Genomic DNA, 20157 nt, shown 5'->3' with positions numbered 1-20157 from the left:
GGGGGAAGAATGGATGTTTAGTGCCTTTAAAGAAGATATCGAAGCGGTGTTTGAACAAGATCCGGCAGCAAGAAGTTATTTTGAAGTGATATTGACGTATTCAGGACTACATGCAATTTGGTCTCATCGCATAGCTCATGTTTTCTATAAAAGAAAATTCTATTTTATAGCCAGGGTCATTTCTCAGGTAAGCCGCTTCTTTACAGGGATTGAGATCCATCCTGGTGCAAAGATTGGTAAGCGATTTTTCATTGATCATGGAATGGGAATTGTTATTGGCGAGACGTGTGAAATCGGTAATAATGTCACACTCTATCAAGGAGTGACTCTCGGTGGAACGGGGAAAGAGAAAGGTAAGCGGCATCCGACCATTTTAGATAACGCTCTTATTGCAGCAGGTGCAAAAGTATTAGGATCGATTACAGTTGGAGAGAATTCAAAGATAGGGGCTGGTTCGGTTGTGTTGAATGACGTCCCTTCCAATTCCACTGTTGTCGGTATTCCTGGAAAAGTCGTCATTAAAGACGGTGTAAAAATGAAGGATCTGAATCATTGTGACTTGCCAGACCCGGTTATGGATAGATGCAATGATCTTCAAAGACAAATCGATCATTTAACAAGAGACTTAGAAATGGTTAGGCAGAAAGGAGAACAAATTGATGAGCATTCAAATATATAACACTTTGACAAGAAAAAAAGAAGTGTTTAAGCCTTTAGAAGAAGGGAAGGTAAAGATGTATGTGTGCGGCCCTACAGTCTATAACTTTATACACATTGGGAATGCCAGGCCAGCTATCGTATTTGATACAGTAAGAAGATATTTAGAATATAGAGGGTATGATGTTAATTTTATTTCCAACTTTACAGATGTCGATGATAAGCTCATCAAAGCTGCGAACGAACTCGGTGAAGAGGTCCCAACGATTGCGAAAAGATTTATCAATGCTTATTTTGAAGATACAGAAGCCCTAGGGTGTAAACGAGCAACAGCTCATCCGACAGTAACAGAAAATATTGATACAATTATTGAATTTATTCAAGCACTAATTCAAAAGGGTCATGCTTATGAATCTCAAGGTGATGTTTATTATCGTACGAGATCCTTTGATGGATATGGAAAACTTTCACATCAGTCAATTGATGAGCTGAAAGTGGGAGCGCGTATTGAAGTAGGAAATAAAAAAGAAGACTCTTTAGATTTTGTTCTTTGGAAAGCGGCTAAAGAGGGAGAAATTTCATGGGGTAGTCCTTGGGGGGAAGGGCGTCCAGGCTGGCATATTGAATGCTCTGCCATGGCAAAAAAATACTTAGGTGAAACGATTGATATTCATGCAGGAGGGCAAGATTTAACCTTCCCTCATCACGAAAATGAAATTGCTCAATCAGAAGCTTTAACAGGCCAAACCTTTGCGCGTTATTGGATGCATAACGGTTATATTAATATTGATAACGAAAAAATGTCCAAATCTCTAGGTAATTTTGTCCTTGTTCACGACATTATTAAGGAGCAAGATCCTCAAGTCTTAAGATTCTTTATGTTATCTGTACATTATCGTCATCCGATTAATTATAATTTAGAACTATTGGAAAACTCGAAGGCAGCTTTGGATCGTATAAAAACTTCCTACGAAAATTTAAAACATCGTAAAGAACTAAGCGCAGAACTAACCGATCACAATGAGAAATGGCTCTCAGAGATTGTTTCCTTAAAGGAGCAATTCATTGAAGCGATGGATGATGATTTTAACACAGCAAATGGAATATCCATTTTGTTTGAGCTTTCTAAACATGCGAATTATTATCTTATGGAGAAGAATACCTCTGTTAAAGTTATTGATGCATTCATGAAACAATTTGAAGAGTTCTTTACGGTTCTCGGTCTTACTTTAGAAGAACAAGAACTACTGGATGAGGATATCGAAGACTTAATTAATCAACGAATTCAAGCAAGGAAAGACCGTGATTTTAAACGAGCAGATGAAATTAGAGATGAGCTTAAAAGTCTTAATATCATTCTTGAAGACACTCCTCAGGGTACACGTTGGAAGAGGGGATAAATATGATTTATGAGCAAAATGAAACGATAGATGAAAAACAATTAAATGGTCTTGTTCTTGCCTATATGGGAGATGCCGTCTACGAAACATACGTACGGCAACTCTTGTTGAAAACTGGTAGAGTTAAACCGAATCAGCTTCATCGAACAGCAACAAGGTATGTCTCGGCGAAGTCACAAGCGGCAATTTTGAAGGAATTAATGAATCAAGATTATTTATCAGAAGAAGAGATGTCAATAGTCCGTCGTGGTAGAAATGCAAAATCTGGGACAACCCCTAAAAATACAGATGTCCAAACCTATCGTCATAGTACTGCATTTGAAGCATTAGTCGGATATTTGTTTTTGCAGAATAATAAAACACGCCTGGAAGAAATAATGCAATATGTATTTGAAGTTATTATGTCTAAGGAAAAAGGAGGAAAATAGCATATGCAACAACATGAATTTATTGCAGGTAAAAATCCAGTAATGGAAGCGTTAAAATCCAATAGAGAAATCAATAAAATTTGGATTGCCGAAGGTTCTCAAAAGGGTGCCATGCAACAATTAATGAGATTAGCAAAAGAGTCCAACGTGCTGGTACAGTTTGTTCCTAAGCAAAAAATTGAACAAATGGTGTCCGAGCATCATCAAGGAGTCGTTGCGCAAATAGCGGCCTATGAGTATGCCCATATAGATGATTTATTTGCAAAAGCAGAAGCGAATAACGAAGCTCCTTTCTTTTTGTTACTGGATGAACTTGAAGACCCGCATAACCTTGGTTCTATTATGAGAACAGCAGATGCCGTCGGGGCTCACGGAATTATTATTCCGAAAAGGAGAGCTGTAGGTTTAACATCTACTGTAGCAAAATCCTCTACTGGTGCAATTGAACATATCCCTGTCGCAAGAGTTACGAATCTAGCTAGAACGATAGACGAATTGAAGGAACGTGGAGTATGGGTAGCAGGAACAGATGCTAAAGGCAGCGATGACTTCCGAAATCTTGATGGAACACTTCCGATATGTTTAGTAATAGGAAGTGAAGGGAAGGGAATCGGTCGTCTTATAAGAGACAAATGTGATTTTCTTATTCACTTACCAATGGTGGGGCATGTTACCTCTTTAAATGCATCAGTAGCAGCTAGTATTCTAATGTATGAGGTCTTCCGTAAACGCCACCCGCAAGGAGAATGAGCATGAACATTCTCCTTGTGGATGGTTACAATATCATCGGAGCCTGGCCTGAACTTAATGAACTGAAAACCAAAGATTTATCTGCTTCAAGAGACCGCTTAGTAGAGAGGATGGCAGAATACCAAGGATATACCGGCTATAAAGTGATTGTTGTTTTTGATGCCTATTATGTACAAGGCATTTCCAGAAAATATAATAATTATAAAGTAGAAGTGATTTTTACACGGGAAAATGAAACAGCGGATGAAAGAATTGAAAAACTGGCAATAGAACTGAATAATATCAAAACACAGATCTATGTAGCGACTTCAGACTTTACAGAGCAATGGGCAATCTTTGGGCAAGGTGCATTGAGGAAATCTGCAAGAGAACTACTGAATGAAGTGGAAACTATTGACAAGAAAATAAAAAGGAACGTACGAAAAACGGTTGATAAAAAGCCTAGTTCTAAGATCTCATTAAGTGCAGAAGTGGCAGAAATTTTTGAAAAATGGCGCAGAGGAGAGCGATGAGCGGTTGACGATAGAAAAAATTGTACTGTATAATATTTCTATCTATTGTTTTGCGCGGGGGGATATGTGTGAGCTTAAACAACAAGGTGGGCGTACTAAAGGAACAATTTGATCTGATGGACGATGAAGTCATCATAGAGATGGTTCATAATGGCGAAAGCGAAGCACTAGATTTTCTTATTAAAAAATATCGGAATTTTGTGAGAGCTAAGGCACGATCTTATTTTCTTATTGGTGCAGATAAAGAAGATATAGTCCAAGAAGGGATGATTGGACTATATAAAGCAATTCGTGATTATAAAGAAGACAAACTAACTTCTTTTAAAGCGTTTGCGGAACTTTGTATTACCAGGCAAATCATTACGGCGATCAAAACAGCAACGAGACAAAAGCATATACCGCTAAATTCCTATGTTTCATTGGACAAGCCCATCTATGATGATGAATCGGATAGAACCTTGTTGGATGTGATATCAGGGACTAAAGTGATGGATCCTGAAGAACTCATTATAAATAGAGAAGAATTTGATAACATGGAAGATAAGATGGCAGAGCTCTTAAGTGATTTAGAGAGGAAGGTATTGGCGCTTTATCTTGATGGTCAATCCTACCAAGAGATTTCAGAGGAACTAGACCGACATGTTAAGTCTATTGACAATGCATTACAAAGGGTCAAAAGAAAACTTGAAAGATATCTAGAGGTGAGGGAAATCACTTTCTAGATACAAAGGCTGTTATTGACACTATTTGACTTGCATGTTATTTTTGTTAGGACTTATATCGCACATTGCAGGTGGAAAAAATGCAAAAAAAGATTATACTAGCATGTACGGGTTGCGGAACGCGTAACTATAGTACTGCTGGTAATAACTCGAATAAATCCGAAAGACTTGAAATAAAGAAATATTGTAAGAATTGTAATGCTCACACAGTCCACAAGGAAACAAAATAATACTAAAATGCCCATTGTTATAGTTGGAGGTTGCAAACGAATGTTTAATTTCTTTCGTAATGTTTCATCAGAAATGAAAAAGGTCAGCTGGCCTAAAAGAAAAGAGCTTACAAGATATACGATTACGGTTCTAGTAACAGTTGTATTCGCTGCTCTGTTTTTCACTGTTGTTGATTTAGGCATTTCTGAACTTATTAATCTTATTCTGAAGTAATATCTTTCAAGTCTTTGACATTCATTGTATATAGACGGTCATTACATGGTATAATGGAAGTTAATAGATTCTCTTTTCTACAAGCCCGGTTAACGGGTTTTTTCATTTGGGCATAAATAATCATATTGTAATTGCAAGGAGGGACGGACCTAGAGTCCTATAAAATGGAGAAGAATTGGTATGTTGTTCATACTTATTCAGGATATGAAAACAAGGTTAAAGCAAATCTTGAGAAGCGCGTTGAATCTATGGGAATGCAAGATAAGATCTTCCGCGTAATGGTTCCTGAAGAGGAAGAAACAGATATTAAAGATGGTAAGAAAAAAGTAGTGAAAAAGAAAGTTTTCCCTGGTTACGTTATTGTTGAAATTGTCATGACAGATGATTCTTGGTATGTTGTTCGAAACACGCCTGGAGTAACGGGATTCGTGGGATCGACTGGTTCTGGTTCAAAGCCAACGCCTCTACTTCCTGAGGAGGTTCAATCCCTATTAAAACAAATGGGAATGGCTGAAAAGAAAGTAGATGTAAACTTTGAACTAGGTGAAACCGTCACTGTAAATGAAGGACCGTTTGCTAACTTTACAGGAACAATCGAGGAGATTGATGCTGCTAAAGCAAAAGTAAAAGTACTCGTAAATATGTTTGGACGTGAAACTCCAGTAGAATTAGATTTCGCACAAATTGATAAATTATAATGGAAAACAACTTGAAATCCAAATGGAAAAGTGATAATATTTCATAAGTCAGTGTGTCTCGACAAAAGAGATACTGAACTTACTATAATTCTTTATGTTGATAAAGACATTTATTTATGAGTGGGAGGGCAATAATTGGCCCTAATACCACATCACGGACTTTAAGGAGGTGTGTCTCGTGGCTAAAAAAGTAATTAAGATGGTTAAATTACAAATTCCTGCTGGTAAAGCGAATCCAGCTCCGCCGGTTGGTCCTGCATTAGGTCAAGCTGGTGTGAATATCATGGGATTCTGTAAGGAATTTAACGCTCGTACAGCTGATCAAGCTGGCTTAATTATCCCAGTTGAAATCACGGTATTCGAAGACCGTTCATTTACATTCATCACTAAAACTCCACCTGCTGCGGTTTTACTTAAGAAAGCAGCTGGAATCGAGTCTGGTTCAGGTGAGCCGAATAGTAAAAAAGTTGCGACGCTCAAGCGTGACAAGGTGCGTGAAATCGCTGAAACAAAAATGCCTGACTTAAATGCGGCAAGTGTTGATTCAGCAATGCGCATGGTAGAAGGTACTGCACGTAGCATGGGAATTGTTATCGAAGACTAATTCTCTGTTAATTTTTAATGTTTCTGTTTCTACTGGACAAGGTTGCGATGATGAAATAGTAGTTTCACTCGCAACCTTTATTCGTGGGAGGTTATTCCGCTAAAACCACAATCAAGGAGGAAATTATTATGGCTAAAAAAGGTAAAAAATTTCTAGAAGCACAAAAGCTTGTAGATCGTACAAAAGCTTATTCAGTAGCAGAAGCTGTTGAACTAGTTAAAAAAACAAGCACCACTAAATTTGATGCTACAATCGAAGTGGCATTCCGTTTAGGTGTAGATACTCGTAAAAACGACCAGCAAATCCGTGGAGCTGTTGTGCTTCCGAACGGAACTGGTAAAACTCAAAGTGTTCTTGTTTTCGCTAAAGGTGATAAAGCTAAAGAAGCAGAAGCTGCTGGAGCTGACTATGTAGGCGATCAAGACCTTATCAATAAAATCAACCAAGGCTGGTTCGAATTCGATGTAATCGTAGCAACTCCTGACATGATGGGTGAAGTTGGTAAACTAGGTCGTGTACTTGGACCAAAAGGTTTAATGCCAAACCCTAAAACTGGAACAGTTACTTTCGATGTAGAAAAAGCTGTTAATGAAATTAAAGCTGGTAAAGTTGAATACCGTGCCGATAAGGCTGGTAACGTACATGTTCCCGTTGGGAAAGCATCATTCGAAGATGGTAAGTTAGTTGAAAACCTTACAACAATGTTTGATACTATCCAAAAAGCTAAACCTGCTGCAGCTAAAGGTACTTATGTGAAAAACATTTCTGTTACTTCTACAATGGGACCTGGAGTTAAAGTAGATCCTTCTACTTTCGCAGTAAAATAATTATAAAAGTAGGTTGACATTTAATTGTCAATTTAATATAATTTATTTTGTTGTAAAAATGAATAACATTTGTACCATAGACAGTAGGTGCCGGATGGCTTAATTTCCTACCGAGGTAATTTGCGATATAGATTGATCCTGAAAGGTGTCAATTTGCAATGCCTCCACGTCTGTGATGTGGAGGCATTTTTATTGTTATTATCGGTATAAATGTTCATCAGCAAATCTACAGGAGGTGTAATGATGAGCAGCATTCTTGAACAAAAGAAACAAATCGTTGATGAGATCTCTGATAAACTAAAAGCGAGTGTATCAACAATTATTGTTGACTACCGCGGACTTGATGTTTCTGAGGTAACAGAACTTCGTAAGCAACTTCGTGAAGCAGGAATCGACTTCAAAGTGTACAAAAACACTATGGTACGTCGTGCAGCAGAAGTAGCTGGTCTTGAAGGATTAAACGAATTCTTAACTGGACCAAACGCAATTGCATTCTGTAACGAAGAAGTAGTTGCTCCAGCAAAGATTATTAACAACTTTGCGAAAGAGCACGAAGCTCTAGAAATCAAAGCGGGTGTTATCGAAGGTACGATTACATCTGTTGAAGAAGTTAAGGCAATCGCTGAACTTCCATCTCGCGAAGGACTTCTTTCTATGCTTCTCAGCGTGCTACAAGCTCCAATGCGCAATTTTGCGTTGGCAACAAAAGCCGTTGCAGATCAAAAAGAAGAGCAAGGCGCGTAAGTTAGTAAGCTAAAAAATACTCGGTTTATATATTTAAATCAAACAACTTTTAAGGAGGAAATATAAAATGAGTAAAGAGCAAATTATCGATGCAATTAAAGAAATGTCTGTTCTTGAACTGAACGACTTAGTAAAAGCAATTGAAGAAGAATTTGGTGTAACTGCTGCTGCTCCTGTAGCTGTAGCTGGTGGTGCTGGTGGCGACGCTGCTGCAGAAAAAACTGAATTTGATCTAATTCTTGAGAGCGCTGGTTCTCAAAAAATTAAAGTTATCAAAGTTGTTCGTGAGATCACTGGTCTTGGACTTAAAGAAGCGAAAGAACTTGTTGATAACACTCCTAAAGCTCTTAAAGAAGGCGTTTCTAAAGAAGAAGCTGAAGAACTTAAAGCTAAACTTGAAGAAGTTGGAGCTGGCGTAGAAGTTAAGTAATAACGACAGACTAAAAAGCTCGCTGAATAAGCGGGCTTTTTTCTACTTAACTCCACTAGGTATAAATGAGTGGGAGAATTTTAAACTCTTCCTTTGTAATGGTGCTGATGATCAGCATTGCACTTCACTTTCTTATAGTAATGGAGGGGATAGGATGTCAGAACACTATTATTCCCGTAACCCTAATATTGAAAGTAATCCTCAACACTTCAAATTCCAATTACGTGGTTACCAATTTCAGTTTAAAACCGATCAGGGAGTTTTTTCGAAGAATGAAGTTGACTTTGGCTCAAGGGTACTAATAGAATCTTTCGAAGCTCCTAAAGTGGATGGCCCTATTTTAGATGTAGGGTGCGGATACGGCCCAATCGGTCTTTCAATTGCGAAGTCTAACCCTGAACGTAATGTGCATATGGTCGATGTAAATGGTAGGGCGTTGCTATTATCAAGAGATAATGCTGTCTCTAACCAAGTTGCAAATGTAACAGTTTACGAAAGTGATGCACTTGAAGGAGTACAAGAGAAGAACTTTGCGGCGATCTTGACAAATCCGCCTATTAGAGCAGGAAAAGACGTAGTTCACGCTATCTTGTCTAAGAGTTATGAGCACCTAGCAGAAAAAGGTGAGCTATGGGTGGTCATACAGAAGAAGCAAGGCGCTCCATCAGCTATGAAAAAACTAGAAGAGGTTTTTCATAATGTTGAAGTAGTTTTAAAGAAAAAAGGTTACTATATACTAAAATCAGTCAAATAAATTTGATTGACGTAGTTTTTAGGCTATGTTAATATTATAAAATGCAAAAATATTATTTTCCGGTATTATGTCCAAATGTATATAATATGGTTTATATGGAAAAGATTATAAAATAATAGTCCGTCATGTGAAAATGAGGTTTTCTTAGAATAAAGTAAAACCCTTTTTCTTTTTGTCTATTGATAGACCTAAAAAATCTATTATTAGGCATATAGACGCAACCAAACTCTTGATTTGAGGGGTGAATCAGTTGACAGGTCAACTAGTTCAGTATGGACGACACCGCCAACGCAGAAGTTTTGCGCGTATAAGTGAAGTTTTAGATTTACCAAATTTAATCGAAATTCAAACATCCTCCTATCAATGGTTTCTTGATGAGGGTTTAAGGGAAATGTTCCGTGACATTTCTCCAATCGAGGACTTCACTGGTAATCTCTCTTTAGAATTTATTGATTATAGTCTGGGAGAGCCTAAATACTCGGTGGAAGAGTCGAAAGAAAGAGATGTAACTTACTCTGCACCATTAAGAGTAAAAGTCCGTCTTGTAAACAAGGAAACTGGAGAAGTAAAAGATCAAGACGTATTCATGGGTGATTTTCCACTAATGACCGAAACAGGTACATTTGTCATTAATGGAGCAGAGCGTGTTATTGTTTCACAGCTTGTGCGTTCACCTAGTGTGTATTTCAGTGGAAAAATTGACAAGAACGGTAAAAAAGGATTTACCGCAACTGTCATTCCAAACCGTGGAGCTTGGCTTGAGTATGAAACAGATGCGAAAGACGTAGTGCATGTGCGGATTGACCGTACTCGTAAATTACCGGTAACGGTATTATTACGTGCACTTGGGTTTGGCTCTGATCAAGAAATCATCGATTTGATTGGTGATAACGAGTATATACGGAATACTCTTGAAAAAGATAACACAGAAGGTATCGATAAAGCGCTATTAGAGATTTATGAGCGTTTACGTCCAGGTGAACCACCTACAGTAGAAAACGCGAAAAGTCTACTAGTATCACGCTTCTTTGATCCAAAACGCTACGATCTAGCAAATGTAGGTCGTTACAAAATGAATAAAAAACTTCATATTAAGAATCGACTATTTGGTCAAACTCTAGCAGAAACTCTAGCAGACCCTGAAACAGGCGAAATCATTGCAGAGGAAGGAACTACCCTTGACCGGAGAAACTTAGATCGTATTCTTGATCAACTTGAAAGTGGTGTTGGTTTCACTACATTTAATCAAGTTGGTGGTGTCATTGAAGAAGAGGTTGTTCTACAATCTATTAAAATCTATGCACCAAATGAAGAAGGCGAGAAAGTAATTAACGTAATAAGTAATGCTTATGTTGAAGAAGAAATAAAGAATATCACACCTGCTGATATCATTTCTTCTATTAGTTACTTCTTTAATCTTTTACATGGCGTTGGAAATACAGACGATATTGACCATTTAGGGAATCGTCGTCTTCGTTCAGTTGGAGAATTATTACAAAACCAATTCCGTATCGGTCTTTCTCGTATGGAGCGTGTAGTTCGTGAAAGAATGTCTATTCAAGATACGAACACGATCACTCCACAGCAATTAATTAATATCAGACCGGTAATTGCGTCTATTAAAGAATTCTTTGGTAGTTCTCAGCTATCTCAATTTATGGATCAAACGAACCCTCTTGCTGAGTTAACTCATAAACGCCGTTTATCAGCATTGGGACCTGGTGGTTTAACTCGTGAACGTGCTGGTATGGAAGTTCGTGACGTTCACTACTCACACTATGGACGTATGTGCCCTATTGAAACTCCTGAGGGACCAAACATCGGGTTAATCAATTCCCTTTCTTCATTTGCGAAAGTTAACCGTTTCGGCTTTATCGAAACTCCTTATCGCCGCGTTGATCCGGAGACTGGGAAGTTAACAGACAGATTCGATTACTTAACGGCAGATGAAGAAGATAATTATGTAGTAGCCCAGGCGAATGCTCGTTTAGGTGACGACGGTTCGTTCTTAGATGATGAAGTTATTGCTCGTTTCCGTGGAGAGAACACGGTAGTTAAACGCGAGCGTGTTGATTACATGGATGTATCTCCAAAACAAGTAGTATCAGCTGCGACAGCATGTATTCCGTTCTTAGAGAATGACGATTCAAACCGTGCATTAATGGGAGCGAACATGCAACGTCAAGCGGTACCTCTTATGCAACCAGAAGCCCCTATTGTAGGAACTGGAATGGAGCATGTATCAGCAAAAGATTCTGGTGCTGCAGTAATTTGTAAGCACGAAGGAATTGTTGAACGTGTTCAAGCTAAAGAGGTATGGGTAAGACGTATTAAAGAAATCGATGGTCAAGAAGTTAAAGGTGACCTTGATAAATATAGAATGCAAAAATTTATCCGTTCTAACCAAGGAACTTGTTACAACCAACGCCCAATCGTAAGTGAAGGCGATCGTGTTGTGAAGGGTGAGATTCTCGCTGATGGACCTTCAATGGAAAAAGGTGAGCTTGCCCTTGGACGAAACGTAATGGTTGGATTCATGACTTGGGAAGGTTATAACTATGAAGATGCCATCATCATGAGTGAGCGTCTAGTGAAAGATGATGTATATACATCTATTCATATTGAAGAGTACGAATCTGAGTCACGTGATACGAAACTTGGACCTGAAGAGATCACGCGTGATATACCAAACGTTGGGGAAGATGCTTTACGAAACCTTGATGAACGTGGAATTATCCGTATTGGTGCTGAAGTGAAAGATGGAGACCTTCTTGTTGGTAAAGTAACGCCAAAAGGTGTGACAGAACTAACTGCAGAGGAAAGGCTTTTACATGCTATCTTTGGTGAAAAAGCACGTGAAGTAAGAGATACATCACTTCGTGTACCACATGGTGGAGGAGGTATCGTCCTTGACGTCAAGGTCTTCAATCGTGAGGATGGTGATGAGCTGCCACCAGGTGTAAACCAATTAGTCCGTGCTTATATCGTTCAGAAACGTAAAATTTCTGAAGGAGATAAAATGGCGGGTCGTCACGGGAATAAAGGTGTTATCTCACGTATCCTTCCAGAAGAAGATATGCCTTTCTTGCCAGATGGAACACCGATTGATATCATGTTAAACCCACTAGGGGTACCATCTCGTATGAACATTGGTCAGGTTCTAGAGCTTCACCTCGGAATGGCAGCTAGGTACTTAGGTATCCATGTTGCATCTCCTGTATTTGATGGAGCGAATGAAGAAGACGTGTGGGCAACAATCGAAGAGGCTGGGATGGCTAGAGATGCTAAAACAGTCCTTTATGATGGAAAAACGGGTGAGCCTTTTGATAACCGCGTATCAGTTGGGATCATGTACATGATCAAACTTGCACATATGGTTGATGATAAGCTTCATGCACGTTCCACTGGTCCATATTCACTTGTTACACAACAACCATTGGGTGGTAAAGCTCAATTTGGTGGACAGCGTTTCGGTGAGATGGAGGTATGGGCGCTCGAAGCATACGGTGCTGCCTATACATTACAAGAAATTCTAACTGTTAAATCAGATGATGTTGTTGGTCGTGTGAAGACTTATGAGTCTATTGTCAAAGGTGAAAATGTCCCTGAACCGGGAGTTCCAGAATCTTTCAAAGTACTGATCAAAGAACTTCAAAGTTTAGGTATGGATGTTAAAATCCTTTCAAGTAATGATGAAGAAATTGAAATGCGTGATTTAGAAGAAGAAGAAGAGGTCCAACAAGCAGATACTCTTAATATCGCTGAAACGCAAGAACAAGAATCCGAAATAGTAGGGTCGAAGGAATAAAACTTTCTGGATTTTTGAGCAATTAGGGTTAGAACCTGTAGATTAAAAGGGAGGTAGGCCCCTTGCTAGATGTCAATAACTTTGAATACATGAAGATTGGTCTTGCTTCACCTGATAAGATTCGTTCATGGTCTTATGGTGAAGTGAAAAAGCCGGAAACAATTAACTATCGTACGTTAAAGCCAGAAAAAGACGGCTTGTTCTGTGAGCGTATTTTCGGTCCAACAAAGGATTGGGAATGTCATTGTGGAAAGTATAAACGAGTTCGTTATAAAGGAGTAGTTTGTGACCGTTGCGGTGTTGAGGTCACAAAAGCCAAAGTCCGTCGTGAACGTATGGGACATATTGAATTAGCTGCTCCTGTCTCACATATCTGGTATTTCAAAGGAATTCCAAGCCGAATGGGACTTGTCTTAGATATGTCCCCACGGGCTCTTGAAGAAGTCATTTACTTTGCTTCTTATGTTGTAACAGAGCCTGGTGATACGGCTTTAGAAAGAAAGCAATTGCTTTCTGAAAAAGAATATCGTGCATATCGTGAAAAATACGGTGTGAAGTTCCAAGCAGCAATGGGAGCTGAAGCGATCAAAAAACTTCTGCAAGATATCGACTTGGATAAAGAAGCTGATTTCTTAAAAGAAGAACTTAAAACAGCACAAGGTCAGCGTCGTACTAGAGCAATCAAACGTTTGGAAGTTGTAGAGTCATTCAGAAACTCTGGGAACGACCCAGATTGGATGATCCTTGAAGTACTTCCTGTTATTCCTCCTGAATTGCGCCCGATGGTTCAACTAGATGGAGGACGCTTTGCGACATCTGATTTAAATGATTTATATCGTCGTGTTATTAACCGTAATAATCGGTTAAAACGTTTATTAGACTTGGGTGCGCCAAGCATTATCGTCCAAAATGAAAAGCGTATGCTTCAAGAAGCTGTTGACGCACTTATTGACAATGGTCGACGTGGACGCCCTGTTACGGGTCCTGGTAATCGACCGCTAAAATCCCTTTCACATATGCTAAAAGGAAAACAAGGTCGTTTCCGTCAGAATCTATTAGGGAAACGTGTTGACTATTCTGGTCGTTCTGTAATCGTAGTTGGTCCGAATCTGAAAATGTATCAATGTGGTTTACCTAAGGAAATGGCGTTGGAATTGTTTAAACCTTTTGTAATGAAAGAACTTGTTGAAAAAGGTCTTGCCCATAATATCAAGAGTGCTAAACGTAAAATTGAACGTATCCAACCAGAAGTGTGGGATGTTCTAGAAGAAGTAATCAAAGAACATCCAGTGCTGCTTAACCGTGCACCTACACTACACAGATTGGGTATCCAAGCTTTCGAACCAACTCTAGTGGAGGGAAGAGCTATTCGTTTACATCCACTTGTATGTACAGCATACAACGCGGATTTTGATGGAGACCAAATGGCTGTTCACGTTCCACTATCGTCTGAAGCACAAGCAGAAGCACGCATGCTTATGCTTGCGGCACAAAACATTCTTAATCCGAAAGATGGGAAACCAGTTGTTACACCTTCACAGGATATGGTATTAGGTAATTATTACTTAACGATGGAACGTGAAAGTGCAGTTGGTGAAGGAAAAACATTTAAAGATGCAAATGAAGTATTGCTTGCCTATCAAAATGGTTATGTACATCTTCACACGCGTATTGCAGTATACGCAGGTTCTTTAAATAAAAATACTTTCACAGAAAAGCAAAATAAACAACTAATTTTAACAACTGTGGGTAAAGTTATTTTCAATGAAATTTTACCTGAATCATTCCCGTTCATTAATGAACCAACAAAAGAGAATCTTGAGGTAGCGACACCTGAAAAGTATTTTGTTGATCCAACTGCTAATATTGAAGAAGAATTCCAAAAACGAGAGCTTATTAATCCGTTTAAAAAAGGATTCTTAGGAAATATCATTGCAGAAGTATTTAAAAACTTTCATATCACTGAAACCTCTCGTATGTTAGATAAGATGAAAGATCTAGGATTTAAATATTCATCTAAAGCTGGTATCACCGTAGGTATTGCCGATATCGTAGTATTAGCTGAAAAAGAACAAATCCTTATGGAAGCACAATCAAAAGTAGATAACGTTCTAAAGCAATTTAAACGTGGTCTTATTACGGAAGATGAGAGATATGATCGTGTCATCTCCATCTGGAGTGCTGCTAAAGATACAATTCAAGGTAAACTAATGGCGACCTTAGATAGAAGTAACCCGATCTTTATGATGAGTGACTCGGGAGCTCGTGGTAATGCATCTAACTTCACTCAGCTAGCTGGTATGCGTGGTCTTATGGCCAACCCGGCAGGTCGAATCATTGAATTACCGATCAAATCAAGTTTCCGTGAAGGTCTAACGGTTCTTGAGTACTTTATTTCTACACACGGTGCCCGTAAAGGTCTTGCCGATACGGCTCTGAAGACAGCTGACTCAGGATATCTGACTCGTCGTCTAGTAGATGTTGCTCAAGACGTAATTGTCCGTGAAGAAGACTGTGGAACGGACAGAGGATTACAAGTTGGATCCATTAAAGATGGAACTGAAATAATTGAACCGTTGGTCGAACGTTTAGTTGGACGATATTCTCGCCGTACACTGAAGCACCCTGGAACAGGGGAAGTCATCGTTGCTGAGAATCAACTAATCAATGAAGAGCTTGCTGAAACAATTATTGAAGCAGGAATTGAAGAGGTTTATATTCGATCCGCATTTACATGTAATACACGCCATGGTGTGTGTGAAAAATGTTACGGTACAAACCTTGCAACTGGTCAAAAAGTTGAAGTTGGGGAAGCGGTCGGTATTATCGCTGCGCAATCGATTGGTGAACCTGGAACACAGTTAACGATGCGTACCTTCCATACAGGAGGGGTTGCAGGAGATGATATCACTCAAGGTCTACCTCGTATTCAGGAGATCTTTGAGGCTCGTAACCCTAAAGGTCAAGCTGTCATCTCAGAAATTGATGGTGTCATTACTTCTATCGGTGAAGGAAAAGACCGTCAATATGAAATTACTGTTCAAGGTGAAGTTGAAACCCGATCATATACTGCCCCATACACAGCTCGCCTGAAGTATGCAGTAAATGATAAAGTCGGTAGAGGTCAAGAAATTACAGAAGGTTCTATCGATCCAAAAGAACTTCTTAAAGTTCGTGATGTATCTGCTGTTCAAGAGTACCTATTGCGCGAAGTACAAAAAGTATATCGTATGCAAGGGGTTGAAATTGGAGATAAGCACGTAGAAGTAATGGTACGACAAATGCTTCGTAAAGTTAGAGTTATTGATGCAGGAGAAACAGAAGTGCTACCTGGAACACTACTGGATATCCATCAATTCACTGACTCTAATGAAAAAGCATTGCTGGAAGGTAAAATTCCTGCAACAGGTCGTCCGGTATTACTTGGAATCACGAAAGCATCTCTGGAAACAGACTCATTCTTATCTGCCGCATCATTCCAAGAAACAACTCGTGTGTTAACGGATGCAGCGATTAAAGGTAAGCGCGATGAGTTACTAGGCTTAAAAGAGAATGTTATCATTGGTAAGCTAGTTCCAGCTGGAACGGGTATGCAACGTTACCGTAAAGCAGAACCAGTGTTAGCGGAAGTTCAAGAAGAAACTGTAACAGTAGAATAGTTATAGAATAAAGGTTCGACCCTTGTTTAAGGACATAACCCCTAAATAACAAGGGTCGTAACTTTGTATAATAAAATGCTATCAAATGTTTAGGTTAAATTATTTTCTTCATATTCTTTGTTGACATTAATATTTGAAGATGATAATATATTCAAGGTTGCTCCTATTCATTCCAACCTGTTACTTTGGAGGATATCAAATGTCTTATGAAAAAGTGTCGCAGGCCGATAAGGTGATTGTAGGAACTAAGCAGGCAGTAAAAGCTCTCAAAAGTGGTCGTGTATTAGAAGTAGTAGTTGCCGAGGATGCAGATCCTAAAGTAACAACAAAAATAATTCAAACTGCCACTGAACTAAAAGTACCAGTATCAAGAGTAGATTCGATGCGTAAGCTCGGCAGATCTTGTGGTATTGAGGTTGGAGCCGCAGCTGTAGCTATAATCCATTAAAATAGTTTTTGTAGGTGTGAGGTTATCTACAAAAACTTTGTTTTTACCCAAAAATGAACCACCTGGATGTGTGGGCTTAAAGATAAATGAAGGGAGGATATTTCCATGCCAACTATTAACCAATTAGTGCGTAAGCCTCGTCAATCTAAATCAGCAAAGTCAAATTCACCAGCGCTTAATAAAGGCTATAACAGCTTTAAGAAAGCACAAACAAATGTGTCTTCTCCACAAAAGCGTGGTGTTTGTACTCGTGTTGGTACGATGACACCGAAAAAACCGAACTCGGCATTACGTAAATATGCACGTGTTCGTTTAACTAACGGTATTGAGGTAACTGCATATATTCCTGGAATTGGTCACAACTTACAAGAACACAGCGTAGTATTAATTCGTGGTGGACGTGTAAAAGATTTACCGGGGGTACGTTATCACATCGTTCGTGGTGCATTAGACACTGCTGGTGTTGAAGGACGTATGCAAGGCCGTTCTAAATACGGTACTAAACGACCAAAAGCTGCAAAAAAATAATCTAACAGATTAATTGCATAAAGCTGAATTGAAAGGAGGAAAACACATGCCACGTAAAGGACCTGTAGCAAAAAGAGACGTATTACCAGATCCAATGTATAATTCAAAACTCGTTACTCGTTTAATCAACAAAATTATGGTTGACGGTAAGAGAGGTAAAGCACAAAAGAAACTTTACGCTGCGTTTGATATTATTAGCGAACGTTCAGGTAAAGACGCGATGGAAGTTTTCGATCAAGCGCTTAAAAACATCATGCCAGTATTGGAAGTTAAAGCACGTCGTGTAGGTGGTTCAAACTACCAAGTACCAGTTGAGGTTCGCCCTGAGCGTCGTACAACTCTTGGTCTTCGTTGGTTAGTAAACTACTCTCGTCTTCGCGGTGAGAAAACGATGGAAGAGCGTTTAGCTAACGAAATCCTTGATGCTGCCAATAACACTGGAGCATCTGTTAAGAAACGTGAAGATACACACAAAATGGCTGAAGCAAATAAAGCATTTGCTCACTACCGTTGGTAATCTTTACTTAACTACTAAACAAATAATACTCATATAAGGAAGGAGAAAGACCACATGCCTAGAGAGTTCTCCTTAGAAAAGACTCGTAATATCGGGATCATGGCTCACATCGATGCGGGGAAAACAACTGCAACTGAGCGTATCCTTTTCTATACTGGACGCATTCACAAAATTGGTGAAACTCACGAAGGTGCTTCCCAAATGGACTGGATGGAGCAAGAGCAAGAACGTGGTATTACGATCACTTCTGCTGCGACAACAGCTCAATGGAAAGGTCATCGTATCAACATCATCGATACTCCAGGACACGTAGACTTCACTGTTGAAGTTGAACGTTCTCTTCGTGTACTTGATGGTGCTGTAGCTGTACTGGATGCACAATCTGGTGTTGAGCCACAAACAGAAACTGTTTGGCGCCAAGCTACAACATACGGGGTTCCTCGTATTGTGTTCGTAAACAAAATGGACAAAATCGGGGCTGACTTCCTTTATTCAGTAGGAACAATCCATGACCGTCTTCAAGCAAATGCACATCCAATTCAGTTACCTATCGGTGCTGAGGATGAATTTGATGGAATTATTGACCTTGTAGAAATGAAGGCTTACTTCTATGAAGACGATTTAGGAACACGTGCAGAAGCTCGTGAAATTCCTGATGAATACAAAGAACAAGCAGAAGAATACCGTGGAAAACTGATTGAAGCGGTAGCTGATTTTGATGAAGAACTAATGATGAGATATTTAGAAGGTGAAGAGCTTTCTAACGATGAGCTAAAAGCAGCAATTCGTAAAGCTACCCTTACAGTAGATTTCTACCCGGTTCTTTGTGGTTCAGCATTCAAGAACAAAGGTGTTCAATTAATGATCGACGCTGTTCTTGATTATCTTCCTGCACCAACTGATGTTGAAGATATTAAAGGATTCATTCCAGATACTGAAGAAGAAGTAAGTCGTCCATCTAGCGACGATGCACCATTCTCTGCTCTAGCGTTTAAAGTAGCTACTGACCCTTATGTCGGTAAATTAACTTTCTTCCGCGTATATTCTGGTACTTTAGATTCTGGATCGTATGTAAGAAACTCTTCTAAAGGGAAACGTGAACGTGTAGGTCGTATCCTGCAAATGCACGCTAACTCTCGTGAAGAGATCTCTACAGTATACGCTGGAGATATCGCTGCAGCGGTAGGTCTGAAGGATACTGGAACTGGTGATACTTTATGTGATGAAAAAGATCATGTTATCTTAGAATCAATGGTATTCCCTGAGCCTGTTATCTCATTATCTGTTGAGCCTAAATCAAAGGCTGACCAAGATAAGATGACTACAGCTCTTCAAAAATTACAAGAAGAAGATCCAACATTCCGTGCACATACAGACCAAGAAACTGGTCAGGTTATCATTGCTGGTATGGGTGAGCTTCACCTAGATATCATCGTTGACCGTATGAAGCGTGAATTCAAAGTAGAAGCTAATGTTGGTGCTCCACAAGTATCTTATCGTGAAACTTTCCGCTCTGATGCAAAAGTTGAAGGTAAGTTTGCTCGTCAATCCGGTGGACGTGGACAATTCGGTCACGTTTGGATCGAGTTCTCTCCTAACGAAGAAGGAAAAGGATTTGAATTCGAAAACGCGATTGTCGGTGGTGTTGTTCCTCGCGAATACATCCCTGCAGTACAAGCTGGATTAGAAGATGCAATGGATAACGGAGTACTTGCTGGATATCCACTTGTGGATGTTAAAGCTCGTCTTGTTGATGGATCTTACCATGATGTCGATTCTTCTGAAATGGCATTCAAAATCGCTGCATCTATGGCACTTAAGAACGCTGCGTCAAAATGTAATCCAGCAATCCTAGAGCCAATGATGAAAGTTGAAGTTGTTATTCCTGAAGAATACCTTGGAGATATTATGGGAGACGTAACTTCTCGTCGTGGACGCGTAGAAGGTATGGAAGCACGCGGTAACGCTCAAGTTGTTAAGGCGTTCGTACCACTATCTGAAATGTTTGGATATGCGACTTCATTACGTTCTAACACACAAGGACGTGGAACATATTCAATGCACTTCGATCACTATGAAGAAGTTCCTAAATCAATCTCTGAAGAAATTATCAAAAAAAATAAAGGTGAGTAATTGATTTCTCATCTCTTATAAAGTATAACTACTATTGTAAGCAATGGTAGCTTTGAAGATGGTAGTCTACCATCTTCAAACTTCCAAATAAAAT

General features: G+C 39.3%; 20 protein-coding genes and 1 other annotated feature. All 20 genes read left to right on the top strand.

Going from position 1 to position 20157, the window contains the following annotated elements; all coding sequences use genetic code 11:
- Window positions 1-13: 13 nt before the first annotated feature.
- The 20 genes from cysE to fusA all read left to right on the top strand — a co-directional run bounded on the left by cysE (window position 14) and on the right by fusA (window position 20063).
- On the top strand, window positions 14-679 hold the full coding sequence (gene cysE / locus JOC86_RS23965; protein WP_205176128.1) for a serine O-acetyltransferase: 666 nt from the start codon (window positions 14-16) through the stop codon (window positions 677-679).
- A complete protein-coding gene (gene cysS / locus JOC86_RS23960) occupies window positions 660-2057 on the top strand; it encodes a cysteine--tRNA ligase (protein ID WP_205176126.1) in 1398 nt (465 codons plus the stop codon). Before cysE ends, cysS begins: the two co-directional genes overlap by 20 nt.
- A gap of 2 nt (window positions 2058-2059) precedes the next feature.
- Window positions 2060-2485: a Mini-ribonuclease 3 gene (locus JOC86_RS23955; RefSeq protein WP_205176124.1), complete on the top strand. Its 426-nt coding sequence runs from the start codon at window positions 2060-2062 to the stop codon at window positions 2483-2485.
- Between the two features lie 3 nt (window positions 2486-2488).
- Window positions 2489-3235 (top strand): 23S rRNA (guanosine(2251)-2'-O)-methyltransferase RlmB, encoded by a 747-nt coding sequence (gene rlmB / locus JOC86_RS23950; RefSeq protein WP_205176122.1) that lies wholly within the window; start codon window positions 2489-2491, stop codon window positions 3233-3235.
- A gap of 2 nt (window positions 3236-3237) precedes the next feature.
- Window positions 3238-3747 (top strand): NYN domain-containing protein, encoded by a 510-nt coding sequence (locus JOC86_RS23945; protein WP_205176120.1) that lies wholly within the window; start codon window positions 3238-3240, stop codon window positions 3745-3747.
- 116 nt (window positions 3748-3863) lie between these two features.
- On the top strand, window positions 3864-4469 hold the full coding sequence (gene sigH / locus JOC86_RS23940; protein ID WP_239587829.1) for an RNA polymerase sporulation sigma factor SigH: 606 nt from the start codon (window positions 3864-3866) through the stop codon (window positions 4467-4469).
- A gap of 80 nt (window positions 4470-4549) precedes the next feature.
- Window positions 4550-4699 (top strand): 50S ribosomal protein L33, encoded by a 150-nt coding sequence (gene rpmG / locus JOC86_RS23935; RefSeq protein ID WP_205176116.1) that lies wholly within the window; start codon window positions 4550-4552, stop codon window positions 4697-4699.
- A 40-nt stretch (window positions 4700-4739) separates the two neighbouring features.
- The gene (secE, locus tag JOC86_RS23930) at window positions 4740-4913 is read left to right on the top strand and encodes a preprotein translocase subunit SecE (RefSeq protein ID WP_205176114.1); all 174 of its coding nucleotides are present in this window, start codon (window positions 4740-4742) and stop codon (window positions 4911-4913) included.
- A 164-nt stretch (window positions 4914-5077) separates the two neighbouring features.
- A complete protein-coding gene (gene nusG, locus JOC86_RS23925; RefSeq protein WP_205176112.1) occupies window positions 5078-5611 on the top strand; it encodes a transcription termination/antitermination protein NusG in 534 nt (177 codons plus the stop codon).
- A 178-nt stretch (window positions 5612-5789) separates the two neighbouring features.
- Window positions 5790-6215 (top strand): 50S ribosomal protein L11, encoded by a 426-nt coding sequence (gene rplK, locus JOC86_RS23920; RefSeq protein ID WP_205176110.1) that lies wholly within the window; start codon window positions 5790-5792, stop codon window positions 6213-6215.
- Window positions 6216-6343: 128 nt separating this feature from the next.
- Window positions 6344-7042 (top strand): 50S ribosomal protein L1, encoded by a 699-nt coding sequence (gene rplA, locus JOC86_RS23915; RefSeq protein WP_205176108.1) that lies wholly within the window; start codon window positions 6344-6346, stop codon window positions 7040-7042.
- A gap of 56 nt (window positions 7043-7098) precedes the next feature.
- Window positions 7099-7243: a sequence feature (ribosomal protein L10 leader region), on the top strand.
- A 42-nt stretch (window positions 7244-7285) separates the two neighbouring features.
- On the top strand, window positions 7286-7786 hold the full coding sequence (gene rplJ, locus JOC86_RS23910) for a 50S ribosomal protein L10 (RefSeq protein WP_205176106.1): 501 nt from the start codon (window positions 7286-7288) through the stop codon (window positions 7784-7786).
- A 67-nt stretch (window positions 7787-7853) separates the two neighbouring features.
- A complete protein-coding gene (gene rplL / locus JOC86_RS23905; RefSeq protein WP_205176104.1) occupies window positions 7854-8216 on the top strand; it encodes a 50S ribosomal protein L7/L12 in 363 nt (120 codons plus the stop codon).
- A gap of 154 nt (window positions 8217-8370) precedes the next feature.
- Window positions 8371-8970 carry a class I SAM-dependent methyltransferase gene (locus tag JOC86_RS23900; RefSeq protein ID WP_205176102.1) on the top strand — a complete coding sequence of 200 codons (600 nt, stop codon included), beginning with the start codon at window positions 8371-8373 and terminating at the stop codon, window positions 8968-8970.
- 250 nt (window positions 8971-9220) lie between these two features.
- Entirely contained in the window at window positions 9221-12778 is a 3558-nt protein-coding gene (gene rpoB / locus JOC86_RS23895; RefSeq protein WP_205176100.1) for a DNA-directed RNA polymerase subunit beta, read from the top strand.
- Window positions 12779-12840: 62 nt separating this feature from the next.
- Window positions 12841-16437, top strand: a complete 3597-nt coding sequence (rpoC, locus tag JOC86_RS23890) for a DNA-directed RNA polymerase subunit beta' (RefSeq protein ID WP_205176098.1) — start codon at window positions 12841-12843, stop codon at window positions 16435-16437.
- A 199-nt stretch (window positions 16438-16636) separates the two neighbouring features.
- Window positions 16637-16885, top strand: a complete 249-nt coding sequence (locus JOC86_RS23885; protein WP_205176096.1) for a 50S ribosomal protein L7ae-like protein — start codon at window positions 16637-16639, stop codon at window positions 16883-16885.
- A gap of 105 nt (window positions 16886-16990) precedes the next feature.
- Complete coding sequence (gene rpsL, locus JOC86_RS23880) at window positions 16991-17413, top strand: 30S ribosomal protein S12 (RefSeq protein WP_205176094.1); 423 nt, start codon at window positions 16991-16993, stop codon at window positions 17411-17413.
- 46 nt (window positions 17414-17459) lie between these two features.
- Window positions 17460-17930, top strand: coding sequence for a 30S ribosomal protein S7 (gene rpsG / locus JOC86_RS23875; RefSeq protein ID WP_205176092.1), 471 nt, complete (start codon window positions 17460-17462; stop codon window positions 17928-17930).
- A 54-nt stretch (window positions 17931-17984) separates the two neighbouring features.
- On the top strand, window positions 17985-20063 hold the full coding sequence (fusA, locus tag JOC86_RS23870; protein WP_205176090.1) for an elongation factor G: 2079 nt from the start codon (window positions 17985-17987) through the stop codon (window positions 20061-20063).
- Window positions 20064-20157: the final 94 nt, after the last annotated feature.

The sequence above is a fragment of the Rossellomorea pakistanensis genome (assembly GCF_016908495.1).
Classification (GTDB): Bacteria; Bacillota; Bacilli; order Bacillales; family Bacillaceae_B; genus Rossellomorea; species Rossellomorea pakistanensis.
The sequence above is the reverse complement of the archived record's forward strand: the minus strand, read 5'-3'. Positions and strand labels throughout refer to the sequence as shown.